This window comes from Rhizobium etli CFN 42, assembly GCF_000092045.1.
Lineage (GTDB): Bacteria > Pseudomonadota > Alphaproteobacteria > Rhizobiales > Rhizobiaceae > Rhizobium > Rhizobium etli.
This window is the reverse complement of the sequence record NC_004041.2, coordinates 54,250-70,628: the sequence shown is the minus strand read 5'-3', so window position 1 is coordinate 70,628 and position 16,379 is coordinate 54,250. Positions and strand designations below refer to the sequence as shown.

The 16,379-nt window shown below is 61.5% G+C and carries 16 protein-coding genes and 2 pseudogenes; 5 read left to right on the top strand and 13 right to left on the bottom strand.

The genetic code is table 11. From position 1 onward, the window contains the following. Positions 1-32: 32 nt before the first annotated feature. The 12 genes from RHE_RS29745 to RHE_RS29690 all read right to left on the bottom strand — a co-directional run bounded on the left by RHE_RS29745 (position 33) and on the right by RHE_RS29690 (position 10,600). Complete coding sequence (locus tag RHE_RS29745; RefSeq protein ID WP_011053325.1) at positions 33-830, bottom strand: EscU/YscU/HrcU family type III secretion system export apparatus switch protein; 798 nt, start codon at positions 828-830, stop codon at positions 33-35. Continuing rightward, the gene (locus tag RHE_RS29740; RefSeq protein WP_004672591.1) at positions 817-1,626 is read right to left on the bottom strand and encodes an EscT/YscT/HrcT family type III secretion system export apparatus protein; all 810 of its coding nucleotides are present in this window, start codon (positions 1,624-1,626) and stop codon (positions 817-819) included. The genes RHE_RS29745 and RHE_RS29740 overlap by 14 nt, the downstream gene beginning before the upstream one ends. Positions 1,627-1,636: 10 nt before the next feature. After that, on the bottom strand, positions 1,637-1,864 hold the full coding sequence (locus RHE_RS29735; RefSeq protein WP_225881834.1) for a flagellar biosynthetic protein FliQ: 228 nt from the start codon (positions 1,862-1,864) through the stop codon (positions 1,637-1,639). A 107-nt stretch (positions 1,865-1,971) separates the two neighbouring features. After that, entirely contained in the window at positions 1,972-2,625 is a 654-nt protein-coding gene (sctR, locus tag RHE_RS29730; protein WP_008534263.1) for a type III secretion system export apparatus subunit SctR, read from the bottom strand. Next, entirely contained in the window at positions 2,625-3,644 is a 1,020-nt protein-coding gene (locus RHE_RS29725; protein ID WP_011053324.1) for a FliM/FliN family flagellar motor switch protein, read from the bottom strand. Before RHE_RS29725 ends, sctR begins: the two co-directional genes overlap by 1 nt. Further along, positions 3,641-4,960: a FliI/YscN family ATPase gene (locus tag RHE_RS29720; RefSeq protein WP_004672587.1), complete on the bottom strand. Its 1,320-nt coding sequence runs from the start codon at positions 4,958-4,960 to the stop codon at positions 3,641-3,643. Before RHE_RS29720 ends, RHE_RS29725 begins: the two co-directional genes overlap by 4 nt. Continuing rightward, positions 4,953-5,516, bottom strand: coding sequence for a type III secretion system stator protein SctL (sctL, locus tag RHE_RS29715; protein WP_011053323.1), 564 nt, complete (start codon positions 5,514-5,516; stop codon positions 4,953-4,955). Before sctL ends, RHE_RS29720 begins: the two co-directional genes overlap by 8 nt. After that, positions 5,513-6,142: a hypothetical protein gene (locus RHE_RS29710; protein WP_011053322.1), complete on the bottom strand. Its 630-nt coding sequence runs from the start codon at positions 6,140-6,142 to the stop codon at positions 5,513-5,515. Before RHE_RS29710 ends, sctL begins: the two co-directional genes overlap by 4 nt. Positions 6,143-6,144: 2 nt before the next feature. After that, positions 6,145-6,975, bottom strand: coding sequence for a type III secretion system inner membrane ring lipoprotein SctJ (gene sctJ, locus RHE_RS29705; protein WP_042120090.1), 831 nt, complete (start codon positions 6,973-6,975; stop codon positions 6,145-6,147). Then, on the bottom strand, positions 6,972-7,448 hold the full coding sequence (locus RHE_RS29700; protein ID WP_004672583.1) for a hypothetical protein: 477 nt from the start codon (positions 7,446-7,448) through the stop codon (positions 6,972-6,974). Before RHE_RS29700 ends, sctJ begins: the two co-directional genes overlap by 4 nt. 50 nt (positions 7,449-7,498) lie before the next feature. Then, entirely contained in the window at positions 7,499-7,756 is a 258-nt protein-coding gene (locus RHE_RS29695; RefSeq protein WP_004672582.1) for a hypothetical protein, read from the bottom strand. A 303-nt stretch (positions 7,757-8,059) separates the two neighbouring features. After that, positions 8,060-10,600: a hypothetical protein gene (locus tag RHE_RS29690; RefSeq protein WP_004672581.1), complete on the bottom strand. Its 2,541-nt coding sequence runs from the start codon at positions 10,598-10,600 to the stop codon at positions 8,060-8,062. Between the two features lie 25 nt (positions 10,601-10,625). Between RHE_RS29690 and RHE_RS34685 the strand changes: the two genes are divergently transcribed. Continuing rightward, entirely contained in the window at positions 10,626-10,916 is a 291-nt protein-coding gene (locus tag RHE_RS34685; RefSeq protein WP_004672580.1) for a hypothetical protein, read from the top strand. A gap of 207 nt (positions 10,917-11,123) precedes the next feature. Here the strand turns inward: RHE_RS34685 and RHE_RS29685 are convergent, their stop codons facing one another. Then, positions 11,124-13,733, bottom strand: a complete 2,610-nt coding sequence (locus tag RHE_RS29685) for a hypothetical protein (RefSeq protein ID WP_011053319.1) — start codon at positions 13,731-13,733, stop codon at positions 11,124-11,126. A 323-nt stretch (positions 13,734-14,056) separates the two neighbouring features. Here RHE_RS29685 and RHE_RS29680 point away from each other — a divergent pair, with 323 nt between their 5' ends. From RHE_RS29680 to RHE_RS34930, 4 genes and pseudogenes are all read left to right on the top strand, one after another. Beyond that, positions 14,057-14,242 carry a hypothetical protein gene (locus RHE_RS29680; protein WP_042120089.1) on the top strand — a complete coding sequence of 62 codons (186 nt, stop codon included), beginning with the start codon at positions 14,057-14,059 and terminating at the stop codon, positions 14,240-14,242. 169 nt (positions 14,243-14,411) lie between these two features. Further along, positions 14,412-14,979, top strand: a pseudogene (locus RHE_RS29675) (DUF6088 family protein). Beyond that, a pseudogene (locus RHE_RS33945) lies at positions 14,972-15,985 on the top strand (nucleotidyl transferase AbiEii/AbiGii toxin family protein). Before RHE_RS29675 ends, RHE_RS33945 begins: the two co-directional pseudogenes overlap by 8 nt. A 94-nt stretch (positions 15,986-16,079) precedes the next feature. Next, positions 16,080-16,205, top strand: coding sequence for a hypothetical protein (locus tag RHE_RS34930; RefSeq protein ID WP_257784634.1), 126 nt, complete (start codon positions 16,080-16,082; stop codon positions 16,203-16,205). Positions 16,206-16,379 lie beyond the last annotated feature (174 nt).

The window sequence follows — 16,379 nt, the reverse complement described above, 5'->3', positions numbered from 1 at the left end:
AAGATCAAGCGGGCGGCTTAGGCTCCCGCTTTTCATTGCCGGCCTGATCCTTGCCTGCGCGGCGGGCTGCTGCGCATTTCCGCGCCGATTTGCCGGCGCGCCGATTTCAGCTTCGGGTCGCCCTGGGTATCCTTGTATTCGCGCCGCGCCTCGGTCTTGGTCATGCGGTGTTCGTGCCTGAACAACGCGCGCGAAATGCGGATATCGAAAAACGCCGCCGCCACCATGATGCCGGCGGCAATGACGAGGATCGAGCCGAGGAGATGGGCTGTCGTGGAGAGCGTGCATGCTTCTCCGCAAAGAGGCGACCAGAAGATGCTGTTGAGGAAATAGAGGATCGCACCGCCGCCGGCGGTTGCGAGCAGGACAAACTTGACGAGCCCCTTGACGAACTCGGCGATGCTCGCGAGCGAAAAAAGCCTCTTGATGCCCTCGAACGGATTGAGCCGGGTGAAATCGAAGCTCATATGTTTGAACGATACGGGAAACCCCTGCCCGTCGAGGATCGACACCAGGATGGTCGCGGCAAGACCCATGGCAAGCGGCAGCCAGATGAGATCGAGCAGCGCCACGCCGGTTTCGCTCAAGCCGACAGTGACGGCGTCGGAGACGTCGGCTCGCGCGGCGGACTGAAGGCCGGCATCGAAACTGCGGGTGAAATCCTCGAGGATATCAGGCAAGCCCCAGGTGACGTAGACGGCGATGGCAAGGACGGAGATCGCAACCGGGATTTCCTTCGAGCGGGGAACCTGGCCCTCGCGGCGGAGCCGATCGAGCTTCACCCGGCTCGGCGGCAGGGTTTTTTCCTCGGTATCGTCATTTTTGGCCATGGGTCACCTCCAGCATGGCTTTCACCTCGTTGAATCCGTCGATCCAGAGATCGTGGAAATAGCTGGAGATAAAGGCCGTGTAGATGACGAGAATGACCACGACCGCGAAGTTCTTGATGGCCGGCAGGCTATCGTTCAGCGGGAATTGTTTCGACGAGCGGCCAACGAAGGCCAGCGACAATTCGAGCGCGCAGGTGACGATCATGAACGGGGCGGCAAGCAATCCGGCCGCTTTGAACAGCCGGCCGAATACACCGAGGATCATGTCGAGCGGATCGTCGGGCATGGCGGGCATGAGCTTGAAGAGCGGCCAGAACTCGAACGACTTGTAGAAAATCGCGACCAGATCGATGATGCCGCCGGCGCTGACGAAAATCACCAGGGCGATCGACATCATCAGCGAGCCGAGCGGCGCGGTTTCCAGCGCGTTGATCTGGTCGAAGAGATTGGCGGCATTGGCCCCGCGATAGACATCGGTCATATCACCCGCCGCCTGGGCCGCCCAGAAGGGAATGCCGAGCCCCATGCCGATGAGCGCCCCGAAGCAAAGTTCCTTCATCGAAAGGGCGGCCAGATCGAACCAGGACGTATCTCCGATAGCCAGCACCGAATAGGCGAAGGCGACGGAGGGCGCCGAAAGGCCGATTGCCAGGCCGAAACGCAGAATGCCGACGATGCTGAACAGCGAGAAGATCGGGAAGATCAGCAGGATCCCGAGCGCGCGGGCGGCGCCGAGCATGGCTGCGGCCGGTGCCGCGACCTCGATGCCGACGAGCGGAAGATGATCCGGCCCCATCCGCCCCGCCTCACTGAACCATGGTCGGGAAGTCGTTCAGGATATGAACGGAATGTTCGATCAGCGGCGTTGCCAGCACCCGGCCGAACAGCAGCAGGGTGATGGAGATCACGAAAATCTTGACGATCTGCGCGATGGTCTGTTCCTGGATTTGCGTTGCAGCCTGGAAAATGGCGATGATCAGCCCGAGAAGCGCGGCCAGGCCCAGAATGGGGCCGGCCAAGGCGAAGGTCGCCATGACGGACATGCCGATTTCAGCTGCGACCTGGTCTTCACCCATGGTGGCAGGCCTTTCGCGTGGGCGCGGCAGGCGCTCGAACCGGGGCTTTCGTCAAGGCGCGATGCTCACTGCGCATAGGACAGCACCAGACCTTCCAGCAATCGCCGCCAGCCGTCGATCGAGACGAACAGCAGCAGCTTCAGCGGTGTCGACACCACGGTCGGGGACATCATCTGCATGCCGAGCGCCACCAGAATGGCGGAGACGGCGAAGTCGATCATCAGGAAGGGCAGATAAATCAGAAATCCGATTTCAAAGGCCCGCGTCAGTTCCGAAACGAGGAAGCTTGGCGTCAGCACGGTGATATCGTCGGAGGCAATGGGGGTTGCCGGCGCGTTTGCCCAGATCTTCTGCGACGCCTGCACGAAAAAGTCGCGCACCTCGGCGTCGGAAAATTTCAGCATGAAATCCTTCAGCGGCGCTGCCACTTTGATCATGCCGTCCGCCATGCCACTGACCGTGCCGAAATCGCCGCTATGGGCGAGCAGCAATTGCCAGCTGTTTTGCAGCACCGGGTTCATCACGAAGGCCGAGAGCACGATGGCAATCGCAAAGACCAGGAGATTCGGCGGCGTCTGCTGGATGCCGATCGCATTGCGCACGATCAGCAGGACGACTGAAATCTTGGTGAAGGAGGTTGCGATCACGGCAATGACCGGCAGCATCGAGATCGCCGCCATTGCCGCGAGGCTCTGGGCAAGAGGAAAGCTCTGTTCCATCAGTCGTGCAGCGCCGTGACGCGAACGGCGCTCAACCCATCCACGGAAATGATTTCGCCCCGTCCGATAATGCGGCCCTGGGCGATGATATCGACGGCGTCCGACAATGGCCTGTCGAGGTTGAACACATAGCCCTCGCCGATCGTCTCGAGTGTGCGCAGCGGCAACTCCAGCCGTCCGGCATCGAAGACCAGCTTGATCGGGATGCTGTCGACAGGCGACGGACGCGGCTCGCCCTGCAATTCCTGATCGACGGTGTCATTCGTCATGAAATGCCTCATTGGTCCGGTTGGCGTCGACAGGAGCGGCTCGGTGAGGACCGCGCCTTTGTCCGAGCGCATGCAGGTTGCAAGGTAACGTTCACCCGTGATCGCGACCACGGTCTCCGGTGCCCCCCCATCGATGACGATGCCGTCCCCCAATCGCAGGGATTTGATCTGACCGACCGACAGCACGGCATAACCGCGCCGGATGTTGACCGCCGTCGTCAGGGCATTGAGCGTGCGGCGCGGTAGGCGGCTTGCCCAGCCGACGAGGCCGGCAAGGAAGGTTTCATCGAAACGGCCGCTCAAGGGCAGGCTCATGCCGCTCCAGCCGATTTCGAAGCCGAAATTGCCGCTAAAATCCGGCTCCGGCTGCGCGCCGATCTCCAGCAGCGAAAGGCCGATGCCGATCTTGTTCTCGATTGCCTCGAAGGCCTCGGCGAACTGATGTTCCACCACCGCCGCCTTTTCATGCGGTGACAGTTTTTCCCAGAGCAGCAGCGGTTCCAGCCTTTCGGCCAGCAGCCGCAATGCTCCGGCCGAAGCAATCAGCATCTGATCCTGCTCGCCGACGCGGCAGAGAATGCCGACAGGATCGGCGATCCGCGTGGCCGCGATATCGGGGGACAGCGGGCGAACGGAAAGCGTCTGCTCCCGGACCGGAATTTGCCAGGCGGCGCGCATCGTCGTGCCGGAACGGGAAAAGAAGCTCCCGGCCATCGATGAGTCGGGCCATGCGGGCGCGGCGATATTCATCGGACAAGCTCCTCGAGCGCTTCGACGATCGCGCCGAACGGCTGCGGCTTGCCCTGGCCGTCAAACAGGAAGCGCTGGATGAGCCCGTGTTTGGCGACGGCCTCGTCGACGGCGGCATCGCGCCCCTGGCGATATTCGCCGACGCGGATCAGCAGTTCCACCTCGTCATAGAGGGCCAGCAGGGCGCGCAGCCTGTCGGCTGCCTGGCGATGGCTCTCGCTCACCACCGCGCTCATCGTCCGGCTTCGGCTGGCCAGCACATCGATCGCCGGAAAATTGCCCGCCCTGGCAATCTTGTCAGAGAGCACGATATGGCCGTCCAGCAGCGACCTGGTTTCTTCGGCGATCGGATCGTCCTGCTCTTCGCCTTCGACGAGGACCGTATAGAAAGCCGTCATCGTGCCGTTTGCGCTGTTGCCGGCGCGCTCGAAGATCTGCGGCAAGACGGCGAATACGGAAGGCGGAAAGCCGCGCCGCACCGGCGGTTCGCCGGCAGCAAGCCCGACTTCGCGCAAGGCGCGGGCCATGCGGGTGACGCTGTCGATGACGAGCAGCACATGTTTTCCCTGCTCGCGAAAATATTCGGCGATCGCCGTTGCCGTCATCACCGCCTTGAACCGCTCCAGCGCCGGGCGATCCGATGTCGCCAGAACCAGCGCCACATTCGAGGCAACGCCTTCCGGCATGTTGTCGGCAACGAATTCGCCGACCTCGCGTCCGCGTTCCCCCACCAGCGCGCAGACGATCACATCGGCCTTGTTGTTGGCGACGATCTGGGACACCAACGTCGACTTGCCGGCGCCGGGCGCGCCGAAAATACCGATGCGCTGGCCCTGCCCGCAGGTCAGCAATCCGTCCAGGGCGGCAATCCCCGAGGTGAACGGCTGGCGGATGGGACGGCGCGACAAGGGGTTGACCGGCTGGCCGTAGAGCGGCTGCAGGAAACGCGCGTCATCGCCGGCCGGATTGGCGGAGGGACGCAGGACGTTGCCGTGCGCATCGACGACCGCGCCGAGCAGGAAGTTGCCGACAGAGATCGCCGGCTCCCGGCCGGTCGGGACGATTTCCGTGCGCTGGGAGATGCCGCGGGTTTCGCCGTGAAGCGAGAGAAGTGCCGTCTCGCCGTCGATACCGACGACATCGGCGAGGCCGATGCGGCCCCTGCCCGGCTCATGCAGTTCGCAGAGCTCGCCGATCCGAACCGAGGGGATGAGCGCCCGCACCAGCAGGCCCGAAACACTCGTCACGCGGCCGCTCTGCCGCCGCACGTCCGTCTGTTCGAGCGTCCGCTCCATGCGAAGCAATGCGTCAGCCATGGACGAGGGCCTCGATCACGGTGGCGAGCTGGTCTTTCAAGCCGATCTGGCTTCGTCCCGCCGATGTCTCCAGGACGATCTCGCCGGCAGACATCAGCGGATCCGTTTCGATAGTGATGCGATGATCGATATCCGCAATTGCCTGGGCGATCATGGCGGCATCCTCGGGGGCGACATGGAGGGCGATCTCCTGGGCCTCTGCGGTCTGGGATATGGCGTGGCGGACCAATCGCCTGGTGCGTTCGTCGGCCTCCATCGATCCGAGGATCAATCCGACCGATTTCAGAACCACCGCCTCGACCCAGCTGTCGAGATTGGCAATCTCCTGTTCGGCTTTTCCGAGCGAGGCGGCAAGCCGTGCGGCGGCATCACGAACGCCCTGTTCGAACCCGTCGCGATAGCCGTATTGGGCGGCCTGCTCGCTGGCGGCTGCAAGTGTGGCCTGGGATTGGGCGGCGTCCTGGCGGGCAGCCGCCAGAATTTGCGCCGCCTCCCTGATCTGGCCGAAGTTTTCCGCCGGAATGATGCGGTCGTGGCGTGCAAATCCCGAGCTCATCGTCCGGCGCCTTCCTGTGTGGAGGCGACCTCGTCGACGGCGGCCGTCGCCAGAACGAGCGCCGGGCTCTTCAACAGGGAAGCCGAGCCGTTTTCGGCCATGTCGCGCCAGCCCGCCCACCGCCATGCCGCAGAGATCCGATATTCGTCTGCCAGAAGCGTCAGCATCGACCAGCCATCGGCCTCGACGACATGCCTTGCCTGCTCGCTCAACAGATCAAGCGGCGGCGTTGCCGTGGAAAGATTGATGTGGCCGAGGGCGAATGCGACCGCTTCCTCGCCGTAGGCGGCCCTGAGCCTCGCAAGGGTCGGGCGATCGACCGCGGGGCAGAAGGCTGCGAGATGATAGGCGAAGCCCGCCCGGAACGCGGCCTTTGAGAGTCCGTCCGCGTCCATGGAAATCAGGCGGCGGGCGCCGTCGGTAAATGTGGCGGGGTCGCCATGGGCTTCTGCGATCTCCGTGAAAAGCCGCCGGTGCAGCCGCCGCGACAGGGTAGACCCATCGGCAAGGAGCGGCGCGGTCCCATCCCATCGGGCGGCCGTCAGCATATCCGCGGAAAGCAGCGCTGCCCTGCGGATCCTCGCCGCATCCGAGATCGCCTCGCCGTCCGAACGCGGCGTGCGCATGCTCAGCGCTCCTTCCGCTGCGGCAACAGCAGCAGCAGGCATGCCCCGATGGCGAGGATAATTGCGCCGATCACGGCCAGATTGGGGGCCTTGAAAGCCGAGAGAGCGCTTTGCACCATCGAGAATGGCGCTGCGGCGGGTGCCGGCGTCACGGTTGCCGCCGGGGCCGATGCTGCCGTTGCCGGCGGGGCCGCCGGCGCGCCGACCTCCGACCAGGGGCTGACCACCACCGAGACATCTTCGTAAGAGAGATCACGGATGCTGTTGACCAGAACGGACCGGCTTTTCATGTCGATCTCGTTGAGATTGGCGCCGGGGCGATATTGCAACACGGCCGCCGCCCTCGCCTTTTCCTTGATGAGCCCGCGGCCGTTTTCCTCCGGCAGCACCACATGGACGCGCGCCGTCGCCACGCCGTCAAGCCCCGAAAGCGTTTCGGCAAGCTGCTGCTCGATGGCGTAGCTCATCCGGGCTTTTTGTTCGTAAGGCGTCACAAGGAAGCCGTTGCCGGGAAAGAGTTCGGCGACATTTCCGAACGACTGACGCGGCAGACCGGCGCCCGCCAGCAACTCGATCGCCCGGGCATGATCGGCTGATTCAGCGGCGATCGCATAGGTCCCGCCCTTTTCGCTCCTCATGGTGACGGAGATGCCGGCGCGTTCGAGCAGGACCTGAGCATCCAGCGCATCGCGCTGATCGAGTCCCGTCAGCACGTCCTGGCTGCAGGCGGCGAGGAACAGGCAGAAAGCGAGCATGGCGGCCTTCGGAAGGACTTTGCGCGCGGGCGAAGTGATCGGTGATCTCGCAAGGGCCGATGTGATCATGATATTCACTGGCCCTGCGTCAGCCGTTTGGACGACGACATCACCGACTGGGTGAGTGACGACAGCAGCGTCGTGCCGGTCGCGAATTGCTGTGATTTCTCCAGCCGGTCGATCGATGTCGTGATGTCTTCGATCTTCGGGCCGCTGTGATCCTTGTCCGCGGCAAATCGCACCAGCGGCGTCTCCGGCTGGCCGTTCCCGGCCACCGGCATGAAGAATGCCGACAGCCGGTCGAGAATGCTGGAGGGCCTGGTATTGCCTTCCGGTGAATAGGAGGGCGGGACGGCGTCGGACTCAGGCGCGATCTTGCGGCCCTGGATGTTGGGAATGGAGGTGAGTTCGGTTGGCCGAAGGCCGGCGAAATCCGCCGGCTGCAGCCCGATCCGCTCCGCCACGATCTCCGAGGTCTTCAGCACATTGCCTGTCGATACGCCATCAACGGGCGGCGTAAAGGCGCGGCCGGTAAGTTCTTCTCCGCTCATTGCAATTCCTCAACTCGGTACACGTCAACTGCAAACGATGAACGGGAACGCTACTCGTCGCTGCCTTCGTCGATCGCCTCCTTGGCGAAATTGAAAAGCGAATTGTTCAGCATCAGGGTGTTGGAAATCATGCCTGGCAGAAACGCGTCCACGGCAGCGGAGAGTATCTCGCTCTCGCTGTTCGGATCGACCTTTTTCGTCGTGCTGCCGGTGGTGTCCTTGGAATCTGTCTTATCAGTCGTCAGCTCCACCGAGACAGGGTTTGCAGGCGCCAGGTTCAGGTCGGAATTCACTGCATCTACGGCCATATGAGCACTTCCATCAAGGAGTTATCAAAATGAATGCATGATTTGATATGGATAAAAAAACGGCCGGTCAATTGTTTAAACTTAACCGATGGTTAATTTTCGGAAATTACAATCGCTTTGACAACTTTCTCGACCTTTATATTAAAATTGAACGTTTTTATCCATAAAGCGCAGCAGATATCCAGATTGCGCATGAAATTCATACTTAAATTTATTGCTATCAAATATTCACAGGCCCGACCGCCTCTACGCCAACCGGGCCTGTGAGTACCCAGATATTTGGTGTTGCGAAAGCGTCCCGGATCAGCCCACCGCCGTACCGCGGCGCTTCTCGATATCGGCGATGATCGCGTCCCAGTTCTCAGGGGTCAGCTCGCGCTGTTCCGGGTCGCGGGGCGCGGGGGCGACGCCGCCCTTGGCGCCGACGCGCTGACCTGTTTTGGCGTAGATGCCGACCGTGTCGTTGACAGTGCGCTTAAGCATGTCGTTCATCATGTCGGTCTGCTTGTGGAAGGCTTTTTCCTGCTTGATGCTCTGGTAGATGGCAAAGCCCGCCCAGGCCGCCCAGGACACCGCGCCGGCGATCGCGAAGGCGAGCGAGAAGCCGCCGGAGACGAGCGCTACCGTTGCGCCCGTGCGCCCGAGGAAGGTGGAATTCACCAGCATATTGGCAACGCCTGCGATGCCCTCGATCGCGCCGACCGTGTCCGCCGCGGTTCCGATACCCATGAAGATGAGATCGACCGGATCGCCCTTGCCACTGGTGAGCCCCTGCAGGAACTGGTAATATTCCACCGGCAGCCAAGCGACGCCGGCAACGGCGCCAACCGTCGTCCCGGTATTCTTGAAAAAGGCGGAGAGCACGCTGCGCTGCGCCCGCGCCAGCTCGTCGGAAACGCCGACGAGTGAACTGATCCCATCCAGCAGCGAAAAATTCGAGGCTTTGATCGCCGAGCCGAGCGCACTGCCCATGTGCGCGAGAGCGCCAAGGGCGTGCAGAACCACGATGCCGATGCTGTCCCAGGTCGGGCTCGTCATGTTGAGGCCGGCATAGATGGAGCGGGATGCGGTAAGCACCGACATCACGCCGGAAGAGAGCGCCGCCTTGTATTTGACAGGATCGACCCCTGCCGGCGCCGCCGTCGCGGTCTTGTCGATCAGCTTGGCAAGGTCGGCCTTGATCGTTTCGACGCTGCCGCCCGGTCGCATCGTCGCCCAAAGCGCGGTGAAGATCGTCGTGAAATTGGTCTTGTATTGCGCCATGGCATCGGCATTGCCCTTGAACAGGGTTTCCGCCAGCGCGTCGAGGCTCGGGGCGATGATCCTCTTGATCGCCTCTTCGGCGGTCTTGCCGTCGACGATGATTGGATCGATCACATCCGTGCCGGGCATCAGCGTCTTCATCAGGCCTGACATGGAAAGTCCCATGTCCTTGAGGCTCGATGTCAGATATTCGCTGTCGATATAGGGCAGATCGAGACTTTGGATGGTCTTGCTCCAGCCATTGTCCTTGGTGGCGAACATGCGCTCGGCGATCCAGGCGTCGCCCCCGCTGCCGGCGAAGAAGCGCCCGCCGTCTGAGCCGTTGGCGGCAATGCCCTTGCCGGCCAGCCCGGTGCCGATCATGATTGCCGCCATGACGTCGTTGAACGAATAGCTGGCGAGATTGCTGGAGGGCAGCGGCGAGACGCTCTTGTCCCACTCGGCATTGGCCGGCAACTTCGAGACCAGGCTGGCGCCCATGACGAGCCCTTCCAGCGCGGTCTGCACCGCATGGCGGTAGCCCAAGACCTCCTTGCCGCCGGGTGCGCTCAGGCGCGACGTCAGGCGCTCCAGATTGCCGGCGAGATCGCCGATGCCGATTTCTCCGGCGCCTACCTTGTCGAGCAGCGGACCGAGAAGCGCCTTGACGTCGGCCTTGAACTGATCGCGCACCTCGGGGCTGTCTGACCCGTAAAACTGGTTGGCCATCGCCTGGATGGTCGGGTTGAACAGGTGGGTGATATTGTTGGGAACGGTGCTGCCGAATTCGGAAGCGGCAACCTTTTTCAAACCGTCGAGGTCGATCTTGAGATCGGGGAACAGGCTCCCGCCGAGCCCGAGCGACTGGTCGAAATCCACAACCGGCAGGATGGAGCCGAGCCCCTTCAGTTCCCGCTCGGTCTTGTTGCCGGCCAGTCCCATGCGGATCAGGCCATCGAGCGCCGTCGTCGGATCGGAGATCGTCGGCAGCACGTTCTTGTCGAAGAATTCGGCATAGGTCTTGTCGGCAATCGCCGAGCGCTGCTTTACGAAATCGTCGGGAAGCACCATGGAATAGAAGCCGAGGGCGGCATTATATTCCTTGAGAATGGTGGTGACGTCCTTGCCGGATTTGAGACCGTCATTCAGCAGGCCGCCATTGACGATGTCGCGCTCAAAGGCATCCTCGACCTTCGTACGCAGGTCCTTCATCTTCTCGTCACGCGTTATCGTGTCGTTGATGATCTCGGAAGCGTCCTTGTTCGTATCGGCCGGCGCCACGCGATAACCGGAGAAGATCAGCTTGAAGGCCTTCAGCGCCTTCTCCGTCATCAGCGAGTTGACGTCGGGGTCCGAGCCCAGGATGGCGATCGACTTGTCGAGATCCTTCAGGATCTCCTGGTCGTTGTAGATGCCGCGCTGGTTGTCGCCGAGGCTGTCCTTGTATTGGCCGAAGGTCGCCTTGGTCTGAAGCAGATCGAGATACATGATCAGTTTCTGCTCGGCAGTGTAATTGTGAGGGTTTTTGACGACGTCGATGCTCTCGAAGGATTTGTCCTTGTCCTTCAGCCCTTCCATGAAGCCCTGATTGATCTCGCTCATGAAATCGGAATTGAACAGGAGATCGATGACCGGCTGGATCGGCGCGGTAGGGCGGGACGTGCCATTCGACGTGGCGGCCAGCGAAACGAACTTCGGACTGCTCGTCTGCGCCGATATAGAGGAGAAAATCGTCAGGGCTGCCGTCGTGGTCCCGTCAGAGGCAAAAGGCGATGCCTTCTTGACCGTGGTGCTCGTGGTTTTGCCCTGGCTCGTGGAATTTTCGGACTTTGGATCGGAATTGGCGTTTAGCCGGAGAAATGAAACCGTATCGATATCCGAAGATGCTGGTGCGATCGATGACATGCGTTCCCTTTGATTTTCTTTTTCCGCTTTTCGCGGATGACGTCGTTTACCTTACGTTAGGCATAAGATCGACCTTTGCCTGATAATTCAAGCCCGATCGGACATCGCGGTTGCATAAAATGCAGCGGCCTCGCGCCTGGAGATCAAAAATCACATTTTTACCGAGGGGTCGCAGGGTATTTCCCAGGCTGTGGCGGTCATCGTTGCCGCCCCTCTGCCTCTACCAGATGAATGACGGGTCTGGCCCAAATTCGAGATGCACGGACTCGCCGGTGTAGCGTTCAAGCTTCTCGTTCAGCTGCTTTTCCATTTTGTCGAGCTTCTTCACGCCATTGGCCATATCCCACAGACCAAGCGCCAGCCCGACGGCCGAGGCAACGAGGCCGGTGACCAGTCCGGCCGCGGCAAGGCCGGTTTTGGCGGCGCTGCTGAAGATGGTCACGACTTCCGGCGCCACCGTTCCGAGTCCGGAAAAGGCACGGGACATGGCATTGGTCAGATAAAGCATCGCCTCGGAGAAACCGATCAGCGCGTTGCCGGTACCGGCAATGCCGCCGATTATTTCGAGCGCGCCCTTGGCGCGGTCGCCGGCCTTCATCGACCGCGACGCCGAATAGAAGCCGAGGCCGGCCATGGCGAGGCCGCCGGCCGCGCCGAGGATCTTGCCTGCCGCTTCCATCGTCTTCGGCGAGAAGTTCATCGAGATCCCCTTGCCCCAGCTGCCAGGCTGATTGCCGAAGGCGCTGAACGGTTTGCCGGCAACGTCGAGGTTCTTGCCGAGCCCCTCCATCGTCATGCCGACGATCTGTGTCGCCGAGCCGACCGCAGCGGCGATATCGGCCGGCGTCCACTTGCCGCCGACACCGAGGCCGTGCGCCACCAGCACGCTCGACATCGTCAGCATCTGCACGGCGTGCATCAGACCGGCCTTGTACACTTCGGCATCGATGCCGGCAGGTGTACGGGTCTGGCGCGGCAGGTCGAGCGAATCCTTGAAGGAGGCAAGCGCGTCGTCGAGCTTCATACCGCCGCGCACCATGCGCAGAACGCCGTCGACGTCGCGCGCTATATCCTGCGCCAGGTTCTGCTTCAGCGTCTCGCCGCCATCTGCCGGGCCGTTTTTGCTGATGAAATCCTCGGCGAAGGTGTTTGCCAACTGGCTGATGGCGTCATTCGTTGCGCCGGGCACAAATGTGTCATCCGGACCCGACAGCAGCGGCTCGAGATCGACACCCTGGCCGTCGCCGATATAATGTTCCTTGACGATGTTCGAGAAGGTGACGTTCGCGGCGTCGAGATGCGCGTCGATATAATCCTGGGGCAGGAGATCGACGAGCGTGTTGAGTTCGGAATAATAATCCTTCAGGGCATCTTCGAAGCTCTTGCCGGCGCTCAGCGCCCGGTCGATCGCCTTGCCGCCGCCGATATCGATCAGATAGGCGTCTTCGATGTTGGTGAGCAGATCGGAATTCTCCGGGCTTTGCAGATATTCCTTCATGCCGCTCGCGAAGATATCCGAGAGATGCTGCTGCGTCGCCGGATCGGCCGTCAGCTTTTCGATCCGCGCATCGAGGTCCTTGCCGACGCGCTCGCCATCGGGCACGCTGTCGCCATACTGGTTCATATAGCCATTGAACTGCTGTTTGATCTCGATGAGATCGTAGAGCACCGTCGCCTTCTGTTCCGGCGTCAGCTGGTCGAGGTGGTCCATGTTGTCGGGCGCGACGAAATTCCGGTTCACGTCCTTCACGGCGTCGCCGAGAATGCCGTATTTGAGTTCGTCGAGCTTCTTCAGCGTCGGCTCATAGGCGGTCGACGGAGCGTAGCCGCGCAGCACCTTGCTTTCCAGGATGTCGTTCTCGTCGATCGGGCGCTCCACGACCGGCTCGATGGCATCCGAGCCCGACATGACAAGGTCCATCTTCTTGAGGCTCGATGTCAGATAGTCGCTGTCGATATAGGGCAGATCGAGATTTTGGACGGTCTTGCTCCAGCCATTGTCCGTGGTGGCGAACATACGCTCGGCGATCCAGGCGTCACCGCCGCTGCCGGCGAAGAAGCGCCCGCGATCTGAGCCGTTGGCCGCAATGCCCTTGCCGGCCAGCCCGGTGCCGATCATGATTGCCGCCATGACGTCGTTGAACGAATAGCTGGCGAGATTGCTGGAGGGTAGCGGCGAGACGCTCTTGTCCCACTCGGCATTGGCCGGGAGCTTCGAGACCAGGCTGGCGCCCATGACGAGCCCTTCGAGCGCGGTCTGTACCGCGTGGCGGTAACCCCAGACTTCCTTGCCGCCGGGAGCGCTCAGACGCGAGGTCAGGCGCTCCAGAAGGCCGCCAAGATCAGCCTGACTGACCTCTCCGGCGCCTACCTTGTCGAGCAGCGGACCGAGAAGCGCCTTGACGTCGGCCTTGAACTGATCGCGCACCGCGGGGCTGTCTCCCCCGTAAAACTGCTTGGCCATCGCCTGGATGGTCGGGTTGAACAGGTGGGTGATGTTGTTGGGAACGGTGCTGCCGAATTCGGAAGCGGCAACCTTTTTCAAACCGTCCAGGTCGATCTTGAGATCGTTGCCCGGGTCGGTTTCGGGCGTGCTCACCTTTGCATCGACCAGGATCGCGGTGGCGCCGCTTTTGCTCTGGGTAAACCCGACGAAGCCCCGCGCAGCGGAGATGTCGAGTGCCTGCCCGTTGCCGCTCGGCGCGATCTTGCGTATTTCGCCGGCGTCGATGGTTTTTGTCGATGCAGAACGGCCAGTCACGTCTTTCTGGTCGAGGTCCACGACCAGGGTTTCGACCTCTTTCGATCCGCTGCCAACACGTTCCAACATGATTTCGTCACTCCTGATCGACGGCCGCACCCTGAACGGAGGCCCGGAAAGCCTCGTTAGGTCAGAAGTTTTTCAGTGATATGACAAATGGGTGCTATCGGAGCGGCAAAATTGAACCATTGACCCCCACATAGCGCTTCCAAATTATACCGCAGTACAAATGCTGGTGACACCGCAGTCGCCAAGGTGCGGCGCAATAGAGCACGCTACCGTAGGGAATGCGCTCACGAGACAGATCAAAGTCGGTCCTCGGGCTCGGTTTTCAGACTGCATTGTCCGGCAAATCGGTATAAGCCGTCCTCTCGAACAAATCAGGGGACAACATGGAAACCGTGGAAATCAGCAGCCGCAGCGACTTCGGCCTTTGGGCAATTGAGCGGGCGCGGGAAATCGTAACGTCCGAGGGAACTGCTTTTGCGATGGCCGCTCGCGATATGGACGACGAGGCGCTTGCAAACGCTGCAGCCGCGCTAGGCAAGGCCATCAGCGATGCGATGGTAGAAGTGTGATACGGCCTGATAGATGAATCGTGATTGTGAAGAGACAGCGGGTCACTGACCGATAAAAATTGGTCAGCACCGTCCGGGCTCGCCGTCTTCCCCTCTCATTGCAAACTGTCAGAAACTTGCATATAATTCTGACAAGAGAAATGCCATGCAAAAGCTGACATAGCAAATCATGGGACATGCTGAACGACTGCCGGAAGGACCGCGCTTTCGGCAAAGAGTTTTTTGCATCTCGGAAATCGAGCCGCCCTGGATCAGGCTCTGTCGCGCCTGGCCGAGCGTGGCGAGCTCGTCCGGGCGGGCCGTGGTATCTATATGCGGCCCGTCAAAAGTCGCTTTGGCAGTCGGCCGCCGACGGTCGAACAGGCCGTAGAGGCGGTGGCGCAGCAGCGCGGTGAGGTCATCGTCTCGATGGCGCCGCCGCGGCAAATGCCCTGGGCCTGACCTCCCAGGTCCCGGTCCGCTCCGTCTACCTGACATCCGGCCGTAGCCGGACGATGACCCTTGGACAGCAGACGGTCGAGCTCAAGCACGTGCCGCGCTGGCAATTGGCCTTGGCCGATCGACCTGCTGGCGTGGCGGTCCGCGCACTTGCATGGCTTGGGCCGGAAAGGGCCGATGAAGCACTGTCGCGGATCAAGCGAAAGCTGCCGCCAAACGCGTTCGGCGAGCTGGTGGCGGCGGCTCCGCAGTTTCCGACCTGGCTTGCAAGAAGCGTAGGAAAGGCTGCGCATCGCTGATCTGTTTCTGACCTTGTCAAAGGATAACCGACGCGAAGCCTTGGCGGTGGCGGCCGACCGCACCGGACGGCCCATTCATCTCCTCGAAAAGGATGTCTGGGTCGTCTGGACGCTGCAGACGCTCTTTTCGTCCAAGCTCGGTGAGCATCTCGTCTTCAAGGGCGGCACCTCGCTTTCGAAAGCCTACGGTGTCATCAAAAGGTTCTCCGAGGATGTCGACCTGACCTACGATATCCGCGCCCTGGCGCCGGACTTGGTTGGCGACAATGACGAAGCACTGCCGAAAACCCGCAGCGAGGAGAAACACTGGACCAGCGAGGTGCGAAAGCGGCTTCCGGTCTGGGTGGCGGGCTCGGTGGAGCCGGTTATGGCGCGTTGCGCGTTCAATCTCTTCCGGCGGCAATCCGCCTCGAGGACGATACGCTCTACCTCGACTATGAAGCGGTGAGCAGCGGATCCGGCTATGTCGCCCCGAGCGTCATGCTCGAATTCGGAGCGCGGTCGACCGGCGAGCCGGCCAGTATCCGTCGACTGTGACGCGTCGGGCCAGGTTGATGGTGTCGAATTTCCGAAAGCGAGTCCCCGCGTCATGCACGCGGAGCGGACGTTGTGGGAGAAAGCGACCGCCATCCATGTCTTCTGCCTGCAGGAGCGCCTTCGCGGCGATCGTTTTGCCCGCCACTGGCATGATGTCGTCCGGCTGGACGATGCTGGTTTCGCCGACAAAGCATCCGCGGATCGGCAACTCGCCAATGCCGTGGCGAAACACAAATCCATGTTTTTTGCGGAAAAGGCGGCCGACCGCTCGCCCATCGACTACGCCGCAGCCGTCAACGGCAATCTGGTTCTGACGCCATCCGGAGAAGGTCTGCGTGCGCTCGGCGAGGATTACGCGCGCATGGTCGACGACGGCCTGCTGCTCGGCGATTCCGAGCCGTTCGAGCACCTGATCGAGCGATGCACGCAAATTCAGGCGCATGCCAACAAAAGCGACGCGTCAAAATAAGCAATTGCCGGCCCACAGCCGCACCCTGCCCATTACTGTGAGTGCCCTGTCACCGACGCGGTTTGGCTTCGCGCCAATTATAAGGCGTTTGCTCGTGGCAGGCACCCTTGATGTGATGAGAGTGAAGCTCGGACCCGGTTATTCCGGCTCCGGCCTCGGCGAGGATGTGGCCAAATACCGCACGGGTGCGGGTTCGTTTGAGGAAAGTTGCGCCACGTAAAATGAAGATCCGGTGTGTTTGCAGTGAAGGCATTCAAATTCCCAATTTCAATCTCGCCGGAAGCCCGAGCAAGCTCAAAATCGCTGACGCGAGAATCGACACGGATGTTCCACTTGCCGCAACGGCACGTTCTCGCGCCAAGTGCCGTCCTCCCACTGGCGCGCCGCACGCTTG

Excerpts from the sequence above, each read along its gene's own strand:
- RHE_RS29695 (WP_004672582.1), bottom strand. The coding sequence starts at position 7,756 with ATGGCCGTAGATGCAGTGAATTCCGACCTGAACCTGGCGCCTGCAAAC.
- RHE_RS29710 (WP_011053322.1), bottom strand. The coding sequence starts at position 6,142 with ATGCGCACGCCGCGTTCGGACGGCGAGGCGATCTCGGATGCGGCGAGG.
- sctL (WP_011053323.1), bottom strand. The coding sequence starts at position 5,516 with ATGAGCTCGGGATTTGCACGCCACGACCGCATCATTCCGGCGGAAAAC.
- RHE_RS29740 (WP_004672591.1), bottom strand. The coding sequence starts at position 1,626 with ATGGGGCCGGATCATCTTCCGCTCGTCGGCATCGAGGTCGCGGCACCG.
- RHE_RS34685 (WP_004672580.1), top strand. The coding sequence starts at position 10,626 with ATGACCGGCTGGATCGGCGCGGTAGGGCGGGACGTGCCATTCGACGTG.
- RHE_RS29700 (WP_004672583.1), bottom strand. The coding sequence starts at position 7,448 with ATGAGCGGAGAAGAACTTACCGGCCGCGCCTTTACGCCGCCCGTTGAT.
- RHE_RS29735 (WP_225881834.1), bottom strand. The coding sequence starts at position 1,864 with ATGGCGACCTTCGCCTTGGCCGGCCCCATTCTGGGCCTGGCCGCGCTT.
- RHE_RS29680 (WP_042120089.1), top strand. The coding sequence starts at position 14,057 with ATGGAAACCGTGGAAATCAGCAGCCGCAGCGACTTCGGCCTTTGGGCA.
- RHE_RS29685 (WP_011053319.1), bottom strand. The coding sequence starts at position 13,733 with ATGTTGGAACGTGTTGGCAGCGGATCGAAAGAGGTCGAAACCCTGGTC.
- RHE_RS29690 (WP_004672581.1), bottom strand. The coding sequence starts at position 10,600 with ATGAGCGAGATCAATCAGGGCTTCATGGAAGGGCTGAAGGACAAGGAC.
- RHE_RS29725 (WP_011053324.1), bottom strand. The coding sequence starts at position 3,644 with ATGAATATCGCCGCGCCCGCATGGCCCGACTCATCGATGGCCGGGAGC.
- RHE_RS29720 (WP_004672587.1), bottom strand. The coding sequence starts at position 4,960 with ATGGCTGACGCATTGCTTCGCATGGAGCGGACGCTCGAACAGACGGAC.
- sctR (WP_008534263.1), bottom strand. The coding sequence starts at position 2,625 with ATGGAACAGAGCTTTCCTCTTGCCCAGAGCCTCGCGGCAATGGCGGCG.
- RHE_RS29745 (WP_011053325.1), bottom strand. The coding sequence starts at position 830 with ATGGCCAAAAATGACGATACCGAGGAAAAAACCCTGCCGCCGAGCCGG.